At 32.8% G+C, this 20,353-nt stretch carries 13 protein-coding genes and 1 tRNA gene; 8 read left to right on the top strand and 6 right to left on the bottom strand.

Annotated elements, in window-relative coordinates; genetic code table 11:
- Positions 1 to 56 precede the first annotated feature (56 nt).
- Positions 57 to 998 carry a ribose-phosphate pyrophosphokinase gene (locus ACVC43_RS08290; RefSeq protein ID WP_452224037.1) on the bottom strand — a complete coding sequence of 314 codons (942 nt, stop codon included), beginning with the start codon at positions 996 to 998 and terminating at the stop codon, positions 57 to 59.
- Positions 999 to 1,144: 146 nt separating this feature from the next.
- Between ACVC43_RS08290 and ACVC43_RS08285 the strand changes: the two genes are divergently transcribed.
- Positions 1,145 to 1,226 (top strand) — tRNA-Leu (locus ACVC43_RS08285).
- A gap of 135 nt (positions 1,227 to 1,361) precedes the next feature.
- On the opposite strand, the gene hpf is transcribed toward ACVC43_RS08285, so the two are convergent.
- Both hpf and ACVC43_RS08275 read right to left on the bottom strand, forming a co-directional pair.
- A complete protein-coding gene (gene hpf / locus ACVC43_RS08280; RefSeq protein ID WP_452224036.1) occupies positions 1,362 to 1,664 on the bottom strand; it encodes a ribosome hibernation-promoting factor, HPF/YfiA family in 303 nt (100 codons plus the stop codon).
- Between the two features lie 34 nt (positions 1,665 to 1,698).
- A complete protein-coding gene (locus ACVC43_RS08275) occupies positions 1,699 to 2,097 on the bottom strand; it encodes a VOC family protein (RefSeq protein WP_452224035.1) in 399 nt (132 codons plus the stop codon).
- A gap of 202 nt (positions 2,098 to 2,299) precedes the next feature.
- Here ACVC43_RS08275 and ACVC43_RS08270 point away from each other — a divergent pair, with 202 nt between their 5' ends.
- A complete protein-coding gene (locus ACVC43_RS08270; RefSeq protein ID WP_452224034.1) occupies positions 2,300 to 3,172 on the top strand; it encodes a hypothetical protein in 873 nt (290 codons plus the stop codon).
- Between the two features lie 86 nt (positions 3,173 to 3,258).
- On the opposite strand, the gene ACVC43_RS08265 is transcribed toward ACVC43_RS08270, so the two are convergent.
- Together ACVC43_RS08265 and ACVC43_RS08260 are read right to left on the bottom strand one after the other, a co-directional pair.
- Positions 3,259 to 4,317, bottom strand: coding sequence for an endonuclease/exonuclease/phosphatase family protein (locus tag ACVC43_RS08265; protein WP_452224033.1), 1,059 nt, complete (start codon positions 4,315 to 4,317; stop codon positions 3,259 to 3,261).
- 318 nt (positions 4,318 to 4,635) lie between these two features.
- Positions 4,636 to 4,785, bottom strand: a complete 150-nt coding sequence (locus ACVC43_RS08260) for a hypothetical protein (protein WP_452224032.1) — start codon at positions 4,783 to 4,785, stop codon at positions 4,636 to 4,638.
- A 439-nt stretch (positions 4,786 to 5,224) separates the two neighbouring features.
- Here ACVC43_RS08260 and ACVC43_RS08255 point away from each other — a divergent pair, with 439 nt between their 5' ends.
- Both ACVC43_RS08255 and ACVC43_RS08250 read left to right on the top strand, forming a co-directional pair.
- Complete coding sequence (locus tag ACVC43_RS08255; protein WP_452224031.1) at positions 5,225 to 6,607, top strand: DUF1800 domain-containing protein; 1,383 nt, start codon at positions 5,225 to 5,227, stop codon at positions 6,605 to 6,607.
- Between the two features lie 10 nt (positions 6,608 to 6,617).
- Positions 6,618 to 7,808, top strand: a complete 1,191-nt coding sequence (locus ACVC43_RS08250; protein WP_452224030.1) for a DUF1501 domain-containing protein — start codon at positions 6,618 to 6,620, stop codon at positions 7,806 to 7,808.
- A 145-nt stretch (positions 7,809 to 7,953) separates the two neighbouring features.
- Here ACVC43_RS08250 and ACVC43_RS08245 read toward each other — a convergent pair whose 3' ends face one another.
- A complete protein-coding gene (locus tag ACVC43_RS08245) occupies positions 7,954 to 9,072 on the bottom strand; it encodes a formylglycine-generating enzyme family protein (protein WP_452224029.1) in 1,119 nt (372 codons plus the stop codon).
- A gap of 70 nt (positions 9,073 to 9,142) precedes the next feature.
- On the opposite strand from ACVC43_RS08245, the gene ACVC43_RS08240 reads away from it, so the two are divergent.
- The 4 genes from ACVC43_RS08240 (at position 9,143) to ACVC43_RS08225 (ending at position 20,352) form a co-directional block, all read left to right on the top strand.
- Positions 9,143 to 13,045: a hybrid sensor histidine kinase/response regulator transcription factor gene (locus ACVC43_RS08240; protein ID WP_452224028.1), complete on the top strand. Its 3,903-nt coding sequence runs from the start codon at positions 9,143 to 9,145 to the stop codon at positions 13,043 to 13,045.
- Between the two features lie 198 nt (positions 13,046 to 13,243).
- Positions 13,244 to 16,411, top strand: a complete 3,168-nt coding sequence (locus tag ACVC43_RS08235; RefSeq protein WP_452224027.1) for a SusC/RagA family TonB-linked outer membrane protein — start codon at positions 13,244 to 13,246, stop codon at positions 16,409 to 16,411.
- Positions 16,412 to 16,422: 11 nt separating this feature from the next.
- Positions 16,423 to 17,943 (top strand): RagB/SusD family nutrient uptake outer membrane protein, encoded by a 1,521-nt coding sequence (locus tag ACVC43_RS08230; RefSeq protein WP_452224026.1) that lies wholly within the window; start codon positions 16,423 to 16,425, stop codon positions 17,941 to 17,943.
- Positions 17,944 to 17,961: 18 nt separating this feature from the next.
- Complete coding sequence (locus ACVC43_RS08225) at positions 17,962 to 20,352, top strand: glycoside hydrolase family 3 N-terminal domain-containing protein (protein WP_452224025.1); 2,391 nt, start codon at positions 17,962 to 17,964, stop codon at positions 20,350 to 20,352.
- The last annotated feature ends 1 nt before the right edge of the window (position 20,353 follow it).

The following is a 20,353-nucleotide window of genomic DNA, read 5'->3' as shown; positions in this document are numbered from 1 at the left end:
ATACTTTTTTACTTATAGAATACCAGTTGCTTTCCGTTTTGGGAAGTTGAGGTAAACTACATTAAAAACTTAGAGCTAATAGACTTATTAAAATGAACATTATGCATTACTTCTGCAAATAAATCTGCACAACTAATTACTCTTATTTTTTTACTTTCTTGTCTAAGCGGAATCGAATCTGTAACAATTAATTCCTCTAACTTAGAATTTTCTAATCTTTCGTATGCATTGCCAGATAAAATAGGATGGGTACAAATTGCTCTAACGCTCAATGCACCACGTTCCATCATTAAATCGGCTGCTTTTGTTAATGTGCCAGCGGTATCAACCATATCGTCTACCAATACAACATTTTTACCTGTAACATCACCAATAAGTTCCATATGCGAAATTACATTGGCTTTAGCACGCTGTTTGTAACATATTACCACATCGCTTTCTAATGCTTTAGAGTAAGCGTATGCTCTTTTGCTTCCTCCCATATCTGGAGAGGCAATGGTTAAATTATCGAGATTTAACTCTCTTAAATATGGTAAAAATACGGTAGATGCAAATAAATGATCTACTGGTTTTTCAAAGAACCCTTGAATTTGGTCTGCATGCAAATCCATTGTTATAATTCGAGTAGCTCCTGCTGTTTCCAACATTTTAGCAACTAATTTTGCTGCAATTGGTACTCTTGGCTTGTCTTTTCTGTCTTGTCGTGCCCAACCAAAATACGGTAAAACTGCAGTAATATGTCTTGCAGAAGCACGTTTGGCAGCATCTATCATTAATAACATTTCCATTAAATTCTCCGAACTTGGATTGGTCGATCCAATAATAAAAATTCTGGTACCACGTATAGACTCTTCGTAAGATGGTTGAAATTCACCATCACTATAAGTCGAGGTAATTACATTACCTAATTCTGCACCATAAGCAGCTGCAATTTTCTCGGCCAAAGCTCTACTCTGGGTTATTGAAAAAATTTTTGCGTCTGGCTTAGTATTTGGCATCGTAAAAATGTTTTAAAGTAGTGATAAACACTACGTTATTTTTAATGAGGTGCAAATTTAGAATTATTTTTTCATCTATAAAGCATAATCACTACTATTTTTAGGGCATTTAATTAAAAAAGATATATTTTTGTGTTCTGTTAATTGCTCAAGTGGCGGAATTGGTAGACGCGCTGGATTCAAAATCCAGTTCTTTCGAGAGTGTGGGTTCGATTCCCACCTTGAGTACTAAAAGCTTCAACAATTATGTTGAAGCTTTTTTGTTATTGAGTTAAAACATTTTTTATTTCGCATAAATACCGAAGCTGCACCTGATAGTATTATGGGCTTTATAATTTCCTTATAAAAGATTTAATCTCCTAATTAATAATCTCTCATTTTGTCCTTACGCTTACGTAATTGGCGTTCAAGGTCATTTATGGATTCCGAAATGGAATCCGCAAAATTGTCGTGGCTTGCTTCAGCGAATAATCGTGGGCCAGGAAGACTCAATCTAATATTACATATTTTCCCTGTCTCGTCGGAAGACGTGTTTTCAAGTTTAAAAAATACATCTGCACGAATAACCATATCATATTTTAAACCCAGTTGCTCTAATTTCTCATTAGCCATATCTTCTAAAGGTTGGCTTGTCTTAACATCGTGATATTCAAAGATTACTTGCATAGTATTATATGATTTATGTTAAAATGAAAGACAATTAATTATTGCAATTAACCATCCAGCCAATGCCGTATTTATCGCTACATCTTCCAAAATGTCCCCATTCTCGTTCCCTGAAATTGTGGTGCACTTGACCCCCTTTTGAAAGCGCATTGAACAATTTTTTAGCTTCATCGGCAGTATTAACGTCGACACTCATGTGAATTTGATTGCCATGATTAATAGGAGTGTCTGGCGAAGCATCATAAGCCATAAAATGAATTCCTTTACCTTTTAGTTCTGCATGTTGTAACTTTAGACGAAACGATGAGGGCACATCTATTTTTTGATCCTCATAGGTTTGACGATTTTTAATTTCTGCATTGAAGATATCACTGTAATAGTTGAGCGCTTCTTGACAATTACCATTAAAGGCTAAATAAGCTTGTACATTCATAATTTTATGATTTTAATAAAAATATGGTCTTTTTATTACAATCCTTGACCCTAAAGCGATAACTTTTGTTGCTAAAGGATTACAAATCTACAGGGTATAATTCCGAGCGAGTAGCTCGTTACGTTTTTGTAACTTCGTAATAGTATTGCCTCAACAACGCGTTGTATTTTAGGCAAATAAAAAAATTCTTAACTTTAAATATATGAGCCAAAATCCTGAAAGATATTATATGATTTTCGAAAAATGGAGCATGGATTCAAACCAATGGTCAATGCTGATTGATGGAAGCGCTTTACTGTTGGCTTTTTTTGGCGTGCTTCTAGGGTTTTTTATATATAAAAAACAGCGAAGGGATAATGCTAAAGATGCTTTTGAGTTTTTTCAGTCTTCATTGCCAGAACTTATACAATCTATAGACGAGGCTATTGTAGATCTTAAAGAATTTAATAATTCTCTTAATTTGGATGGTTTTGTAAATCCAATATTATCTGCCTCATTAAATGATAAATTTTTAACAAAAATTAATATCGTGCATTTAAATAGGTATTATAGAAATTACCAAAAAAACAGGCTCTCATATTTTAAACAATTGTTGGTCGATTCTAACTTTTTTGGCGATTATCACTCCTATATCTCCAAAGAAATCAACTTTTTTAGAAACAATTATCAACAAAAGAAAAGCACGTATTCTAAATGGCGTTTGTTGCGTTCAAAAGAATTTTTTTCTCAAATTAATGAAGAGAGTGAGAATTTGGCATACAAAGAATTCTATTCTAATTGGTTGATAAATTTCAATCAGAGTCTCTCTGCTTTTAAGTCTAAAGATAAAGGAGAATTATTAAGGAATAAAACTAAAGCAGACCTTATAATGAGTCAAATCGATAATTTGTCTCAGGATATTTTACCATTTTTAAATGATAGTAAAAATGCTAAAGAAGTAAGTTTTCTTGCGAATAGATTAGTTGTAGTCAATAAGGAAATAACTCAAATGAAAGCAAAAATCCGACAGGTTTTGGAAAAGGATATAAAGAGATTTGAGAATATTCTTTCCAATATGGAAAACTTGATAGAATAAAAAGAACTATAGTATATTAACATTAAAATCATCGTGAATGCTATTAATATTTTAACCTAATAGCATAATGGTTTTAATCCTTAATATTAGTTGTCATTGTTTTCAACTTTCTCCTTACCATTCTTAATTTTATCATTTACATCATCCTTTTCTTCCTCGTTTAAAGTGCCTTCGGTTTCAGATTTTTTTTCACTCTTATGAAAAATTTCGTAATACACTCCAAAGTGGTCGCTTCCAAAGTGTTTTGTTCGTTCCATTTTACCAACATAGAGGTCTTTTGTTATGAAGAGATGATCCAACGGAAAGCGCATTAATCGATAACCTGCATGATAGGTTGCAAAGAATCCTCTTCCTACTCTTGGGTCAATCATTTTAGTCATTTTCTTAAAAAGTCGGGTGGTCTGGCTCCAAACTACATCATTCATGTCTCCACAAACCACACATGGTTTTGTTAAATCCCGAATGTGTTTTCCTGTAAGCATAAGTTCGGCGTCCTGTTCTTTGGAAGTTTCATTCTCTGTGGGACTAGGTGGTGCAGGATGTAAACAAGCAAAGAAAATAGATGCGTTTTCGGTTATCGAATAATCGAAATATATAGACGGAATATCATCCTCAACCTGAAATTGGGTGGAGACATTTTTAAGTTCATTTTTTGAATATAAATGCATTCCGTAAAGATTTTCCAGTGGAACTTTTACTGTAAAAGGATAATTTCCTTCAATTTTAGATAATGCATTCTCCCATTCTTTATTACTTTCCATTGTAAGCACAAGGTCCGGATCGTATTCCTCAATAATATGTATTAATTTATTATATTGTGTATTGGTTTGTAGTACATTTACCGCAAGAATTGAGACCATTCCATCACTGTCGCTTGATGTATCTCTTCGCTTTTGCAATTTAGTATATGGCAGTACCTTAATTAATTGATAAACCATTGCGACCAAAAGGCCCGCTATCAATATATATTGAAACAAATTATATTGTTTCTCGAAGATTAAGATAAGTATTAACAAGATTATTTCAATACCTATGGACTGCAATCTTACAAAATCGGCAGTCCTAAAAAACCAATGAGTAAGTCCTGTGGTAGGTAAAAAAGGCGTGATTATAAAAACTATACTAACAATATAAATGGCAATCATAAGTATAAAAGTAAACCATTTGTATTGATTATTCTTTCTTTTTGCAAATGAAATTAAAAATTGAATAATTACAATTATTCGGCGATTCTCACATCAAACGTTCTAACTTCATATTCATCTATAATGACTTTGTTAATTATGCATGTTCTATTCAAACTTGTAGAGACTCTATAATGTTACAAATAGATTTACTTTTAATCAATAGCTTAACATGGTGTTAAGAGGACCACAGAAGAATTAAGTTGTGTCACTATAACAGCCTCTATAAGAGAAGCTGTTTTTAGTGATTTATTTTAAGATTTAAGGATAAGCAATGCATTACTCTTCTTCTTCTTCGTTACTTCCCTTTTTATATTCTGTCACTTTTGTTTTTTGTTCTTCAATATCAGAAGTTTCTCCTTTAGCTATTCCTTTCGCATGAGGTATTGGGTGTTTGCCGATTGTTTTGTCGTAATTAGGTGTTTTCATAATATTTTTTTTAATTGTTAATTGAGTTATTGATAGGGTTGCACATCAAGTATTTGTTTAGATTATAATTTGGAGTTAGTAAATATATTTTCTTTTAAACTCCCTAATTGTTATTTGCGCAATTGTAAACAAATGATTTTCTTATAAGCTACGCTTATTAAAACAAATTAAGCAGGGATTTACATTATTTAACATAATTCTGTCAAATAAATAATAATCGAATAGCTTGTTTTCTTGATAGATTGTAAGTTTTCAAAATAGAAGTAAAAAACTCCATTTTTTTTATGGTATATTAAGACTCATACTTTACTCGTTTTTAGGAAATCAATATTATTTTCCGCTCTAATTCTTTTTGTTCAATGGAAAGTTATGTTTCTATTTTCTATCGATATTAAACCTTCTACCATATTATTAGTCTATATTTTATATCTTTTCGCATATGGAAGCTTCACATTTAAAACATTTATATTCAAGGATTGGGTTTGGGCTTAACCAAATGCAATATCAATCGCTTTTAGGTAAATCTAAAACCGAAATGGTGTCTGCTATTTTCTTGAATTCTAAAGAAACCACTCCATTAACAATAGATTTATCTGCTTACAACCAATACCTCTCAATGAAATCTATGAATACTGGAGATAATGAGGCATTAAGGAAATTAGCAAAAAAAAGCAGACAGGACATAAAGAAATTTAATTATGCTTGGCTTGAGCGCTTAAGAGATACAGATCAAGAATTAAGAGAAAAAATGACGCTTTTTTGGGCAAACATATTTGTTTGTAAGGATAATAATGTTTTATACGTTCAGCAATATAATAATATACTAAGATCACATGCTTTGGGCAATTTTGGCGATTTTGTTAAGTCCGTGGCAAAATCTGCCGCTATGAGCAAGTATCTTAATAACAAGCAAAACAGAAAAGATAGTCCCAACGAAAACTTTGCAAGAGAACTCATGGAACTCTTTACTTTGGGTGTTGGTAATTATACAGAAAAAGATATTAAAGAGTCTGCAAGAGCATTTACAGGTTGGGCTTTTAAAAAAGATGGTAGCTTTCTGTTAAGACGCAAGAAACACGATGATGGTATTAAAACTTTTATGGGTGTTACGGGTAACTTAAATGGTGAAGATATAATTGATATCATTTTAACTCAAAAACAGTGCGCCAGGTTTATTTGTGGTAAAATCTACACTTATTTTATTAATCCGAAAGTAGACGAAGCACGTTTAGAAAGCCTAACCAATGTATTTTATAAAGATTATAATATAGAAAATTTGATGCGTCATATTGTGGCTTCAGATTGGTTTTATGATGAAAAAAACAGAGGTGTTAAAATTAAATCGCCAGTTGAATTGCTTATTGGCATTCAACGCATAGTGCCAGTAAGTTTTCAGAAGAAAAAACAAGTATTATATCTTCAGAAAATAATGGGTCAAACACTATTAGACCCACCAAATGTGGCTGGTTGGAAACAGGATAGATATTGGATTGATGGCAACACATTAATGGTTAGAATGAAACTTGCAGCACTATTATTAAATAACGCCATAATTAATGTAGATGTAAAAGGAGAATTTGAAGATTCTTTTGAAGCCTATTACGCTCAAGAACGTAAGAAGAATAAATTTTTAAAAGTTGCATCTAACTGGGATAAATTTTACAAGGCATATGGTTCTCTGTCTCATGAAGAATTAAAAAGTTTACTTATAGTTTCTAAAATCGATAAAGACACAGAGCGGTTTTTAGCCAATTTATCTACAAAAGATAACAAGGAATACATGATTCAATTAATGTCGTTACCAGAATATCAATTATGCTAAATTTAAAGCTATGAAAAGACGTGATTTTATTAAACAAAGTAGTTTAGCGAGTAGCTTGTTTTTTGTACCAAGTTTTGTAAAGGCTTTTGAAACTGTAGCACGAGATGTTTTGGGATATAAAAAGTTAGTTATCATTCAGCTTTCTGGTGGTAACGATGGTTTAAATACCATTATTCCATATACTAATGATATTTATTACAATAGCAGACCATCGTTAGCCATTACTAAACCTAACGTTTTAAAAATTAATGATGAATTAGGGTTTAATAAAAAATTGGCGCCACTTAAAGATTTATACGACAAAGGATATTTATCCATTATTAATAATGTGGGTTATCCCAATCCAGATCGTTCTCATTTTAGATCAACAGACATTTGGCAAACGGCAAGTGATAGCGACCAATATTTAAACACAGGATGGTTAGGTAGGTATATAGATAATTATGGAAAAATGCCATATTCGGGAATAGAAATAGACGATAGTTTATCGTTAATTTTAAAAGGAGAAAAAATTAATGGTATTGCGACTAAAAATCCTGCTATTTTAAATAGAAATATGAATACACCATATTTCGAGAATATACTAAAACAACAAACCGATGAGCATTTAAGTGAGCATAATTTAGGCTATTTGTATAAAACCATGATAGAAGCAAAATCTTCTGCTAAATACATTTTTGAAACTTCAAAAACGTACACTTCAAAGTTTGAATATCCGCAAAACCCATTTGGGAGACAACTAAAAACAACAGCTCAATTTATTAATTCTGGAATTAAAAGTCGAGTATATTATGTGTCTATGGGTGGTTTTGATACGCACGTAAACCAAGCTAACAGACAAGAAAAACTATTAAGTGTTTATGCAGATGCTATGGCTGTGTTTATAAAAGACCTTGAAAAGAGCGATACATTTAAAGATACTTTGGTATTAACATTTTCAGAATTTGGAAGACGTGTAAAACAAAATGCAGCCAATGGTACAGATCATGGTGCAGCTAATAATGTTTTTATAATAGGAAAAAATTTAAGAACGCCAGGTTTTTATAATGAAGCACCAAATCTCTTTAATTTAGATAAAAATAACGATTTAAAATACACTGTAGATTTTAGGTCTATTTATGCAACAGTATTAAAAAATTGGTTGGAAGTTAACGATGCACAAATCTTAAATAAATCTTTCGAAACTTTAAAATTTATATAATACACTAGTAAAATAGATGATTTTCATACCAGAAACTGTGAGTTTTGAGGCCTAAAAATTAAGTAACCCATTGTGTTCTGATTTAGAAAATGAAAATAATACAACAACTACTGTAGTTGTGGCATTCCATAAGTTCTCACTTAATTTACTTCGACAGCATAGTAGCAGTAGCTACGGTTCTAAAACCTAAATGGTCTGATCCGGAATCTTTACTGGTAGACATACGAGCAGAAATTCTATAACTGGCGCAATATGAGTCGTGACATAAGTAAGAGCCGCCTTTCATTACCATTTCTACCTGATATGGATTTTGTGGATTGTAATAACTATCCGCTCCAGCAGGATTTACAATTGGTTCTGCATTATTAAGGGATTGGTAATAATTACTATTATAAACATCAGAGGTCCATTCCCAAACATTACCTAACATATCATAAATTCCAATACTATTAGGTTTATAAGATTTTACCGGAGACATATAGGTAAAACCATCTAAATCTTCATTTTTGGTAGGAAATGTCCCTTGCCATGTGTTGGCATTTTCATTTAATAAAGTTGCATCATCTCCCCAGGTATATATCGTGTTTGTACCATCTCCTTGGGCAGCAGCTTCCCATTCGGCTTCGGTTGGTAATCTTCTGTTAGCCCATTTGCAATACGCTAAAGCATCCTCAAAAGCGACATGTACTACAGGAAAATTATCTTTGCCTTTTATGTTGCTTTTAGGGCCTTCTGGGTGTTTCCAGTTAGCACCAATTTTCCAGGTCCACCACTGTGAGTAGTTGGCCATATTTACAACTGCATTCACATTTTTATTAAAAATTAAACTACCAGGCTGTAAAATAGAGTCGTGAGGTTTTGGAGTGTTTTCTGGTAACTCTTGCTTCATAGTTTCCCAATTTATTGGTCTCTCTGCTACAGTTACATAGTTTGTAGCCTCTACAAACGCTCTAAACTGTTGGTTTGTAACTTCAGTAATATCTATAAAAAATCCATCTACACTTACTTGGTGTGCTGGTTTTTCTCTTGGCATGGCAAAATCATCTGTTGTTTTTGCACCTTGTGTAAAGGTCGTTCCTTTAACCCAAACCATACCTTCTGGAGTTACAATACTATCGGGCTTCTCTACCAATAGTGTGAGCTCAACTTCTTGTTTAGGTGTGCTTTCAATTTTTTTGTTTAAAGTTTCTTTTTTATCGCTCTTACAGGATGTTATAAAGAGAAGAAAAAAAACAGCTATTATATAATTTAATTTTATAGACATTAAATAAGACTTTTCGAGATGAATTATATTTTAATTACATTTAAGAATTAAACACAAACAAATATAAACATTGAATTTAAAAACAGTTCTATTTTTATGCATCTTAACTTTAATTAGCGTCTGTTCTTTTTCTCAAACCAACGTTAAATTTCAGCAATTAAGAGGAGAAAATGTGCCTACTCAGAGTATTACTTATGCTATTGACCAAGACAATTATGGAAATATCTGGATTGGATCGGAAGAAGGCGTATTAAAACATAACTCGCAATATTATATTATTTATAATACTTATAAAGGGTTGCCACCATCTATGAGCAACCGTACTAAAGAAGTGTTTGTAGATACTAACGGACGAGTTTGGATTGGTTTAGAAAAAGGGATTTGTATTTATAATAAAAATTTAGACAGATTTGAGCTGGTAAATATAGAAGGCGATTTAAATCCTGTATTGATTAATGTTATTACCGAAGATAAAGAGAATACAATTTGGGTTGGTGCCTATAATGGATTATGGAAAATTGAGACCAATGCAGAAACCAAAACAGCAAGGCGTTTGGTTGCCAATCACAACATACAAGCATTAGAATATTTTGACAATAAGTTAGTAATTGGAACCACTAAAGGATTATTTAATTTTGATTTAAAGACGGAGAATTTAAAAGAAATATCCACAACTACCGAAAATAAAAACGTCACTACCATCTCTAATGTCGATAATAAAATATTGGTGGGAAGTAAAAATGGGTTTTTAGGTCAATTAAATAATGATTTTAGCGCATTAGATGCTATAAATTTAGAATTTAGATTAAAAGATCCAATAACCAAAATTTTAAAAAGCACCAATAATACATTACTAATTGCAACAGATGGTAATGGAATTTACGAAGTTAGCCCATCCTTTAAAACCAATAATCATTTTACAGAAAATGTAAATCAAAGTCATTCATTATCCAGTAATGGTGTTTATGATATGTGTATTGATAGAGAAAATATTTTATGGGTAGCAACTTATGGAGGAGGCGTTGATTATTATAATTCTAATCAACTACCAGTCACTAACATTACTCATGAAATAAATAACGAAAATAGTATTATTACCAATTTTACCAGAGCCATTGCAAAAGACAATAACGGTAATTTTTGGTTTGGTACTAAAAAAGGATTGAGTATATGGAATCCTGAAAACAATAAATGGAGACATATAGAAAACCTTTCTCAGGATACCTCTGAAAATGAAACCATAATCCTGGCAATAATAAGGGATGATGACTATATGTGGGTTGGTACCTATAACGAGGGGTTGTTTAAAATTAACGCTGAAACCTTACAAATAAAAGCGTACAATATAGCGGAAGGATTCGATATCGTTGAAAAAATATACGCACTCCATAAAGATAATGAGGGAAATATTTGGATAGGAGGTATAGAAAAAGATTTAACAGTTTTAGAGAAAGACGATGTTATTTACAAATACCCAATACAACAGATTAAATCTATTTCAGAAAACAAAAATGGAGAACTTTTAATTTCATGTAGACAAGGCGTGTATAAAATTAATCACGCCAATAAAACTTTTGGTCTCATTGAAGATTTAATTCCAGACAATGGTAATCTATCCTATTCTTCTGTAAATGCCACCGAACAATTGGATGATAATAACATGCTTATTGCCACAAATGGTGATGGGTTATTATTTTATAATTCGAACACAAAAAAAGTAAAGAAATTAACTATAATAGATGGTATGCCGTCAGATATCGTGCAAGGCTTAGTTAAAACAGATAATAACACCATCTGGGCAAGTACTACAAAAGGAATTGCTAAAATTAAGCTTACCAATAAAGATACTATTATCGATGTTTACGATAAAAAGGATGGCTTAGCAAGTACCGAATTTAATTATGGAAGTTATTCTAAATTAGACAATAATCTTTTAGCATTTGGAGGGATTGATGGCGTAACGATGTTTAATCCAGAAACCATTGAAGAACAGTTATATAAGCCTGAAATTATCTTTAATTCGCTTAAACTCTCTAACAAATTAATAGCCCCAAACGAAACGCCTTTACAAAAGCATATTAACCAAACCAATTACTTAGAATTAAGCCACAAGGAAAATTCTTTAGAAATAGAGTTTACAGGTATTTTGCACAGTGCACCATCTAAAGTGAAATACCAATGGAAGTTAGAGGGTTTCGATAACCAATGGTCACCGCTAACAAATCAAAACTTTGCGACCTATACCAATTTAAGTCCAGGAGACTATCTTTTTAAAGTAAAAGCATTTAATAAAAATGAAGCATATGCCACCCAAAGAGAGTTAAAAATTAATATCACGACACCTTGGTGGTCCTCCACTGTTGCCTATATTATTTACGCTCTTATAACCATAGCTTTATTATATACAATGATTCATGTTACGAATTTAATAGTTAAAAAGAAAAATGCCGATCAGCAAATCGATTTTTTTAACAACGTAACACATGAGATTAAAACACCTTTAGCAATTTTAATATCATCTTTAGACAATGTCACTGAGAATGTCGATTCTACAGCAGATTCTAAAGAACGTATTAAAACAACCATAAAACGCATAAATTCACTTTTCGAGCAAATGTTGAATTTTGAAAAAGTAACTGCAGATAATAATACTATACAAGATATTTCAAAAATCGATGTCTACGCTCAAATAACGCAGCGTATTTATAATTTTAATCCGTTAACTAAAGATCAAAATCTAAATATTGTTTTCGAGAACGCATGGAGCGAAGACTTTTATTTTAATAAAGAAAGTTTTGATAAAATACTTTTAAACCTTATTTCTAATGCCATTAAATATTCTTTCGAAAATGGAAAAATTACTATTAATACAAGTAAAACTGAAAATGGAGATTTAAAAATTGAAATTAAAGACGAAGGGTTGGGCATTCCAAAAGACCAACAAAAATATATCTTAAACCGTTATTACAGAGCAAGAAATGCTATAAATAGTCAGCGACCAGGAACAGGATTAGGCTTAATCTTGGTTAAAAAATTACTTGAAAAAACAGGCGGTAGTATAAGTTTTATAAGTAAAGAAAATAAGGGAACAACCTTTGTTGTGCTTTTAAATAACTTAAAAGAAAAATACATTCCTGTAGAAGAGAACATAGAAAATAAAGAGAACAATAAGGGTATAACCCAAAACAGCGCAGAATTATCAGAATTTAGCGATAGTAAAATTTTAATAGTCGAAGATAACGATGAGTTAAGAACCTCACTGGCAAATACCTTAGCAACCTACTTTCAGGTTTACGAAGCAGCAAATGGTAACGAAGGGCTTGAAACTGCATTACAAATTTTCCCAGATATAATTCTTACAGATTTAATTATGCCAGAAATGGATGGCATGCAAATGGCAAAACAGCTTAAAAGCGATATAAGTTTAAATCACATTCCGGTATTCATGCTTACGGTGCTTCAAAATTCCGATCAAAAATTAGAAAGTATAAAGAGTGGTATTTCAGAATACATAGAAAAGCCAATAGATATCAAACTATTACTGGCTAAATTAATTAATACGCTAAAATGGCAACAAAAATTAAGAGATAAATATGTAAAGGATAGTGATGCAGATACAGCAGAGCTTTTTAGAAATAAAAACGACCAGGAGTTTCTTCAAAATTTAGAAAAAACAATTGTAGAAAATATTGAGAGCGACTCGTTTTCGGTACATGATTTGTCTAATAGTGTAGGTATGAGTAGAACCTCCTTATATATGAAACTTAAAAATTTAGTCGATTTATCACCACAAGATTTCATTATTCATACTAAATTAAAGCTTGCTAAAAATTTATTAATTAAAGGCGATTTAAGCATTAAAGAAGTGGCTTATCAATCTGGTTTTTCCAACCCTAAATATTTTAGTACCTCCTTTAAAAAATTCTACCGAATGACTCCAAGTGGGTTTATAGAGAGCCTTAAAAAAAGTTAATAAAAGGTATTTTCTTAATCTCAATTTTATAATTTTCATATCAACACAAAAAGTTGTTCAATTTTAACAAATGTGTAATTATCGGCTGTTTAGATTGTGTATTTAACACATTTTGACAATAAAGAGACCATTTGTGATGCATTTTAAAACCTTAAACATTAGGATTAAATTAGTTTAGCATAAATTAATTAACTTATTATGAAAAAATATTTTTGTCTACTAATGTTACTGCCTTTGGTTGCTTTGGCACAACAGACTATAAATGGTACTGTAACAGATAGTGAAAGTTTTCCTTTACCAGGTGCATCAATATTAGTTAAAGGAACCACAACTGGTGAAATAACAAATTTTGAAGGCGAATTCACCCTCAATCTAAACACAACTCCTGCAACATTAGTAGTAAGTTATATAGGCTATGCTACCCAAGAAATAGAAATTACAGATCAAACATCTGTAAATATTGTTTTAGAGAATAGTCAGGAACGTTTAGACGAAGTCGTGTTAATTGGTTATGGCGAAGTAAAAAAGGGAGATTTAACAGGAGCTATAACATCTATAAAACAAAATGAAGATTTAGTAGCACAGGCTAATAGTGTTGAAAATTTAATACAAGGTAGAGCAGCTGGTGTTTTAGTACAAAGCGGTTTCGAGCCTGGTGCGCCAAACAGTATAAAAATTAGAGGACTTAATAGTTTAACAGGAAATACAGAGCCACTTTATGTAATTGATGGCATTATAGTAGATTCTGCAACCGAAGATACATTAGATCCGCTTTCAAGTGGTAGCAGCTATTTATCTCCACAAGGAGGAATTACAGGATTAAATCCAAGAGATATAGAAAGTATTGAAATTTTAAAAGATGCTTCTGCAACAGCAATATATGGATCTCGAGGTGCAAATGGCGTAATTATTATTACAACCAAAAAAGGTAAACCTGGAGAAACAACATTTAATTTTAATACCTCGACTCGAATAGGGAATATTACCAATAATATCGATGTACTTAGTACTAGTGATTATGTAAATTACCAAAACGATGTGAGAGCAAACCAAGGGTTTAATCCTAATTATTATATCTATCCAGATGGCAGTATTGCTAACTTTCAAATGGATGAACAATTCATGATAGATAATGCAGGTACTATTGAAAGAATTCAAGGTGTCGATTGGAGTAACGATACGTACCGAACCTCAATCACTACTAAATATCGACTTTCTGCATCTGGAGGAGGTGAAAATAGCAATTATTATATTTCTGGTGGTTATTTAAAAAATGAAGGCATTATTCCAAGAGCAGTTGCTAAAAGCACAGATTTTAATATTAAATTAATCAATAATTTAACAGATAAGGTAGAACTTACTACAAAAATAGCAGCGGCTTTTACCAATAATTTTGCTTCTAAAGGCACAGATAATTTGGGAGGCACAAGTAATAGTTTAATCAGGCAAGTCATATCTGGAGTGCCCATTATAGGAGCTGAAGATAATTTTGAAGGAGACGAATTTGATATTAGTTTAGATGGGCCTCGAGCTTGGATTTCAGATTACGATGATGAGTCTACCGAAACACGTTTATTAGGATCCCTAGGTTTAAAATATGAACTGTCTAAAGCATTTACATACAAACTAGCAATTGGTACAGATTATAGAGTTAAAGAAAGACAGGTATGGTATGGCACTGCCTTACGTAGAGGCTCACTTGCAAATGGTGAAGCTGGTTTAAGTAATTTAAAGCGATTTAGATATAATGTCGATAATACGTTAATGTTCAAACACCGTTTTAACAGAAATAATAGAATTAATGGAACCATTGGTTTTATTGTAGACCAAAGAGCGTCTAACTTTACTACGGCATCGGCAACAGATTTTCCACTTCAGGATTTAAGAGCAGATGGTATTACCACTGGACAAAATCAACAACCAATATTCTATTATAATGAGGAAGAAGCGTTGCTGTCTTATTTAGCACGTGTTAATTATACATTATATAACAAATACTTGTTCACTGCCACTTTTAGAGCAGATGGAAGTTCTAAATTTATAAAAGAAAACCGTTGGGGCTACTTCCCAGCATTAGCATTGGCATGGAAACTTAAAGAAGAAAATTTCTTAAAAGATTCTGAATTTATTTCCGAAGCAAAAGTAAGAGTAGGTTGGGGTTTAACAGGAAATCAGGCTATAGATCCTTACAGCACTATAACGAGATTTAATTTAACACAAACACCATATTCTGATGGTAGCGAAGCACAAAACCCGTTAACCTCATTAGTGCCTCAAAATCTTAGAAACCCAACTCTAAAATGGGAAACCACAAGCCAATACAACGCAGGAATAGATTTTGGATTTTCAGAGGATAGAGTAACGGGAACAATAGATGTCTACTACAAAAATATTTACGATTTATTATTGAATGCTCCAATCGCACCTTCAAATGGTTTTGAAGTCGCATTCGAAAACCGTGGAGAACTTATTAATAAAGGTATTGAGTTTTCCATGAATGCAGATGTCATTAAAAACGATAATTTTAAGTGGAATGTTTACGGAAACATCTCATTTAACAGAAGTGAGGTTGGAGATATAGGTTTCGATCCTAACCAATTTGGTACACAAACCTACAGTGCTTACTTAGGTCGCCAAATTTCTGGAGGTAATTATTTTAAAACGGAAGCAAACATTTTCATAGAAGGAGAAGCACCTGGATTATTTTATGGTTACGCTACAAATGGTATTGTTTCAAACGATGCTCAATTGGCTAATGCACCAAGCTTTAACGGAACTCCAGCAGAATTGGGAGATGTTTTTTTAGTAGACCAAAATGGAGATGGCATCATAAACAACAACGATTTAACAATTATTGGTGATCCAAATCCAGACTTCAACTATGGATTTGGAACAAGCTTTGAATATAAAAACTTTTCATTAACAGCACTTTTTAATGGTGTATACGGAAATGATATCGCTAATGGAAACTTATTAAGAGAAGCGTATGCAGATAATGGCTCTACAAATGTTAGGTCTGAAGCTTATTTTAATGCTTGGTCACCAAGTAATCCAAATGGAACTTATCCAAGAGTAGGATATGATTTGGCAGATGAAACTGGTTTTACAGATCGTATTGTAGAAGATGGTAGTTTTTTAAGACTCTCAAATGTCACTTTAGGCTATAATATTCCAATTAATAAGGAATCCCTTATCGATAACGCATACGTATCACTATCAGGTCAAAACTTATTATTGTTTACAGATTATAGTGGCTTCGATCCAGAAGTAAATAGCTTCACTTTCGACCCTGGACGTGTTGGAATAGACTGGAATTCATTTCCAAATCAACGTGCTTTTTCTGTAGCCTTAAACTTAACATTCTAAAATATTTAAAAATGAAAAAATATATAACAATACTCGCATTTACAGTCTTAATCGGCTCGTTTTTTGGCTGTGACGATTTTTTAGAAGAAGATTATGAAACATTCTTTGAAGAAGAGCAAGTTTTTTCTACAGAAAATGGCATAGAAACAGCTATTAATGGTTTATACCGTAGCTACGCAAGTCCTGGTTATCATGGCACTTCTATTCATACTTTTATTGCACCTGTATCTGGTAAATTTTTCTCAAATCAAGGCGCAAGTGAGGATGCTACCAGTTTAAACACCCTGCCCAATAACACGTGGTTAACACGCATGTGGCCAGATATGTATGCAACAATTAATGTAGCAAATACCATAATTTTCAATATAGAAGATTCTGAACTCCCAAATAGAGACATAGCTTTAGGTCAGGCTTACTTTATTCGTGCTGCCACCTATTTCGACCTGGTACGCTATTTTGGTGGCGTTCCTTTAAAAACATTACCTGCAAATATTAATGACCTCAATACACCAAGAAGTTCTAAACAGGAAATTTACGATTTAGTAATAGCAGATTTCGAAAAAGCGAAAGAATTATTGCCTAATCCAGGAGAATATTTACCAGAAAGACCAGTTAAAACCGCTGCGAATATGTTTCTTGCAAAAGTATATATGACGCTGGCAGGAGAGACTAATGATACCGCAATGTGGCAAGCAGCATACAACGAAGCAATACCAGTATTGGGGCAATATAGTTTAGTTCCAGTTTTTGAAGACTTATACGACCCTGGAAACGAAAACACATCAGAAGCTATTTTCGAAATACAATTTGGTCCAAATGGTGCAGAAAGAAATTCAGATATTATTAGAAGTTACACACTAAAGGATTTTTATGATTATGATACTTTTGGACGCATACGTCCAAATAAAGAAGTTTTCGATCAGCACGTAGGCCAATATCCTGGCGATCCACGTATAGATGCTACTTTTATCTATAATTCTTACACCAAGGTTAACGGGTCAACTCAAAATCTCTATCCTATTCAAATTAATGGTAACGATGGCTATACAGCTATAAAAAAATATTTAGACCCTAATTTTAATGGCTCTACCACAAGTAGAAACATGCTTAAATTAAGATATGCAGATTTGTTGTTAATGTTAGCCGAAATTGAAAATGAATTAAACGGTCCAGCCAATGCGTATCAATATGTAAATGAAGTATTAGCAAGAGCAAGAACCAACGCAGATGGTTCTACTGCTGCAGAGCCTGCAGATTTTGCTGGCTTGTCTCAAGATGATTTTAGAACAAGAATTATGAGAGAGCGTCAATACGAATTGTTAGGCGAAAACCACGAATGGTTCGATACCAGAAGAAGAGGTTACGAGTATTTCTTAGATGAAGTTATTGAAACACATAATAATTTTGGAAACCTTGGAAACAGAGATCATATCTATCCCGTTTCCGTTAAAAATATGTTGTTGCCAATTCCATCTACAGAATTATCAAACAATTCCGAAATCACACAAGCAGACCAAAACCCAGGGTACTAAATTTTAGAAGATTATTAAATGAAGACAATAAAATTAATAGCAAAATTTCTAACGTTATCTATTGTAATATCAACAGTTATTATCTCTTGTAAAGACGCGACTAAAAAAGGCGTTTCTAATGATGAAAACCCAACATATTTAGATGCTTCAGCTTCAATAGAAGATAGGTTAGACGACCTCATGTCGCGCATGACTACGGAAGATAAAATCTACCAAATGTGCCAATATGTAGGTTTAGAACATATGAAACATGCCGAAGAAAAAATCACACCAGAAGAATTAGAAAAAAATGATGCTTTAGGGTTTTATCCAGGCGTGCGTAGCGACAGTGTTGGGCGTTTAGCATCAGCAGGAAAAATTGGTTCTTTTTTACATGTAGTTACACCAGAAGAAGCCAATAGTCTACAAAAATTAGCACAGCAATCACCTCTAAAAATTCCATTATTAATTGGTATCGATGCCATTCATGGTAATGGTTTAGTAAGTGGTTCTACAATATATCCTTCACCAATCTCGCAGGCAGCAACGTTTGCAGATGATTTAATTTTAGAAGGTAGCAAACAAACCGCTTTAGAAATGAGAGCCAATGGTATGCATTGGTCTTTTACACCAAATATAGATGTATTACGCGACCCAAGATGGGGAAGAACAGGCGAAACATTTGGAGAAGATCCATACCTGGTTGGTAATATGGGCGTAGCAACAATAAATGGTTTACAGTCTGATGATTTTTCTGGAACCGATAATGTAATTGCCTGTGCAAAACATTTAATTGCAGGAAGCCAGTCCGTAAACGGATTAAATGCCTCACCAACCGATGTTTCAAAAAGAACACTTTTCGAAATATTTTTACCACCATACCGTCGTGCAGTACAGGAAGCCAATGTATTTTCTATAATGGCAGCACACAATGAAGTTGCAGGTTTACCTGGACATATGGATAAATTTATGATGAATGACCTAATGCGTGACCGTTGGGGATTTGAAGGTTTTTACGTAAGTGACTGGAACGATATTTCGAGAATAGATATCTGGCACAACGTAGCAAAAGATTTCAAACAGTCTATCGAATTTTCTGTAAATGCAGGAATGGATATGAATATGCACGGCATCCTTTTCGATACAAATTTAGCAGAATTAGTTGAAGAAGGAAAAGTAGATATAGCACGTGTAAATTATGCGTGTCGTAAAATATTAGAAACAAAATTTAAATTGGGTTTATTTGAAAATCCATTTGTTGAGGTCGAAAAAGCCAAGGAAGTTAATTTTTCTAAAGAACATCAAGAAAATGCCTTAGAACAAGCACGTCGCTCTATTGTTCTTCAAAAAAATAAAGAAAAAACATTGCCATTTGCAGCAAAAGGAAACGGTAAAACCATATTTGTTACTGGTCCAAATGCAAATAATCAAACCACTTTAGGAGATTGGGTTTCGCCACAGCCAGAAGAAAATGTAATAACAATGGTTGAAGGTATTACTTCAATAGGAGAAGAAAATGGTTATAAAGTTAATTATTTTGATTCTGGAGATCGTTCTAAAGAAATCACACCAGAAAACATAAATAAAGCAGCACAACAAGCAAGAAATGCAGATATGATTGTGTTGGTTTTAGGTGAAAACTCTTTCCGTCACGATTGGAAACGTAAAACTACTGGAGAAAATATTGACAGAGCAACTTTAAAATTATCTGGTAACCAAATGAAGTTAGCCGATAAAATGTTCGAACTTAACAAACCAGTAGTTGTAGTTTACGTTAGCGGAAGCCCAATTGCAGAACCATGGTTAGAGCAACGTGCAGCAGCTGTAGTAAACACATGGGAAAGTGGTGCTTTTGCTGGTCAGGCAACAGCAGAAATTCTTTTTGGTAAAGTAAATCCTTCAGGGAAACTACCTCTAACAATTCCTCGTAGCGTTGGTCAATTGCAAATGGTGTACAACCACAAGCCAACGGCATATATTCATAAATATAATACGGAAAAGAAAGTGCCTTTGCATCCTTTCGGATTCGGTTTAAGTTATTCAAATTTTGAAATCTCTAAACCAACAGTTTCAAAAGCAGATTTCGTTGGGCTTGATGATACCATTGATGTTTCAGTTAAAGTCACGAACAAAAGCGATATGGATGGCGAAGAAGTAGTTCAGCTATATATTAGAGACGATTTAAGCTCATACACAAGACCAATTAAAGAATTAAAAGGTTACAAACGTGTATTTGTAAAAGCAGGTGAAACACAAACGGTAACAATTCCTGTTTCGGCTGAAAGCTTAGCAATGTACGACAGAGACTTTAACTTTGTAGTAGAGCCTGGAACATTTACAATTATGACTGGAAATTCTTCAGCAGATAAAGCTTTGAAAACCACAAAAATATCAGTTAAAGACGCTATTACATTAGATAAATATAAATAAG

Source organism: Lacinutrix chionoecetis (genome assembly GCF_053604665.1).
This window is presented reverse-complemented; position numbering and strand designations above follow the sequence as displayed.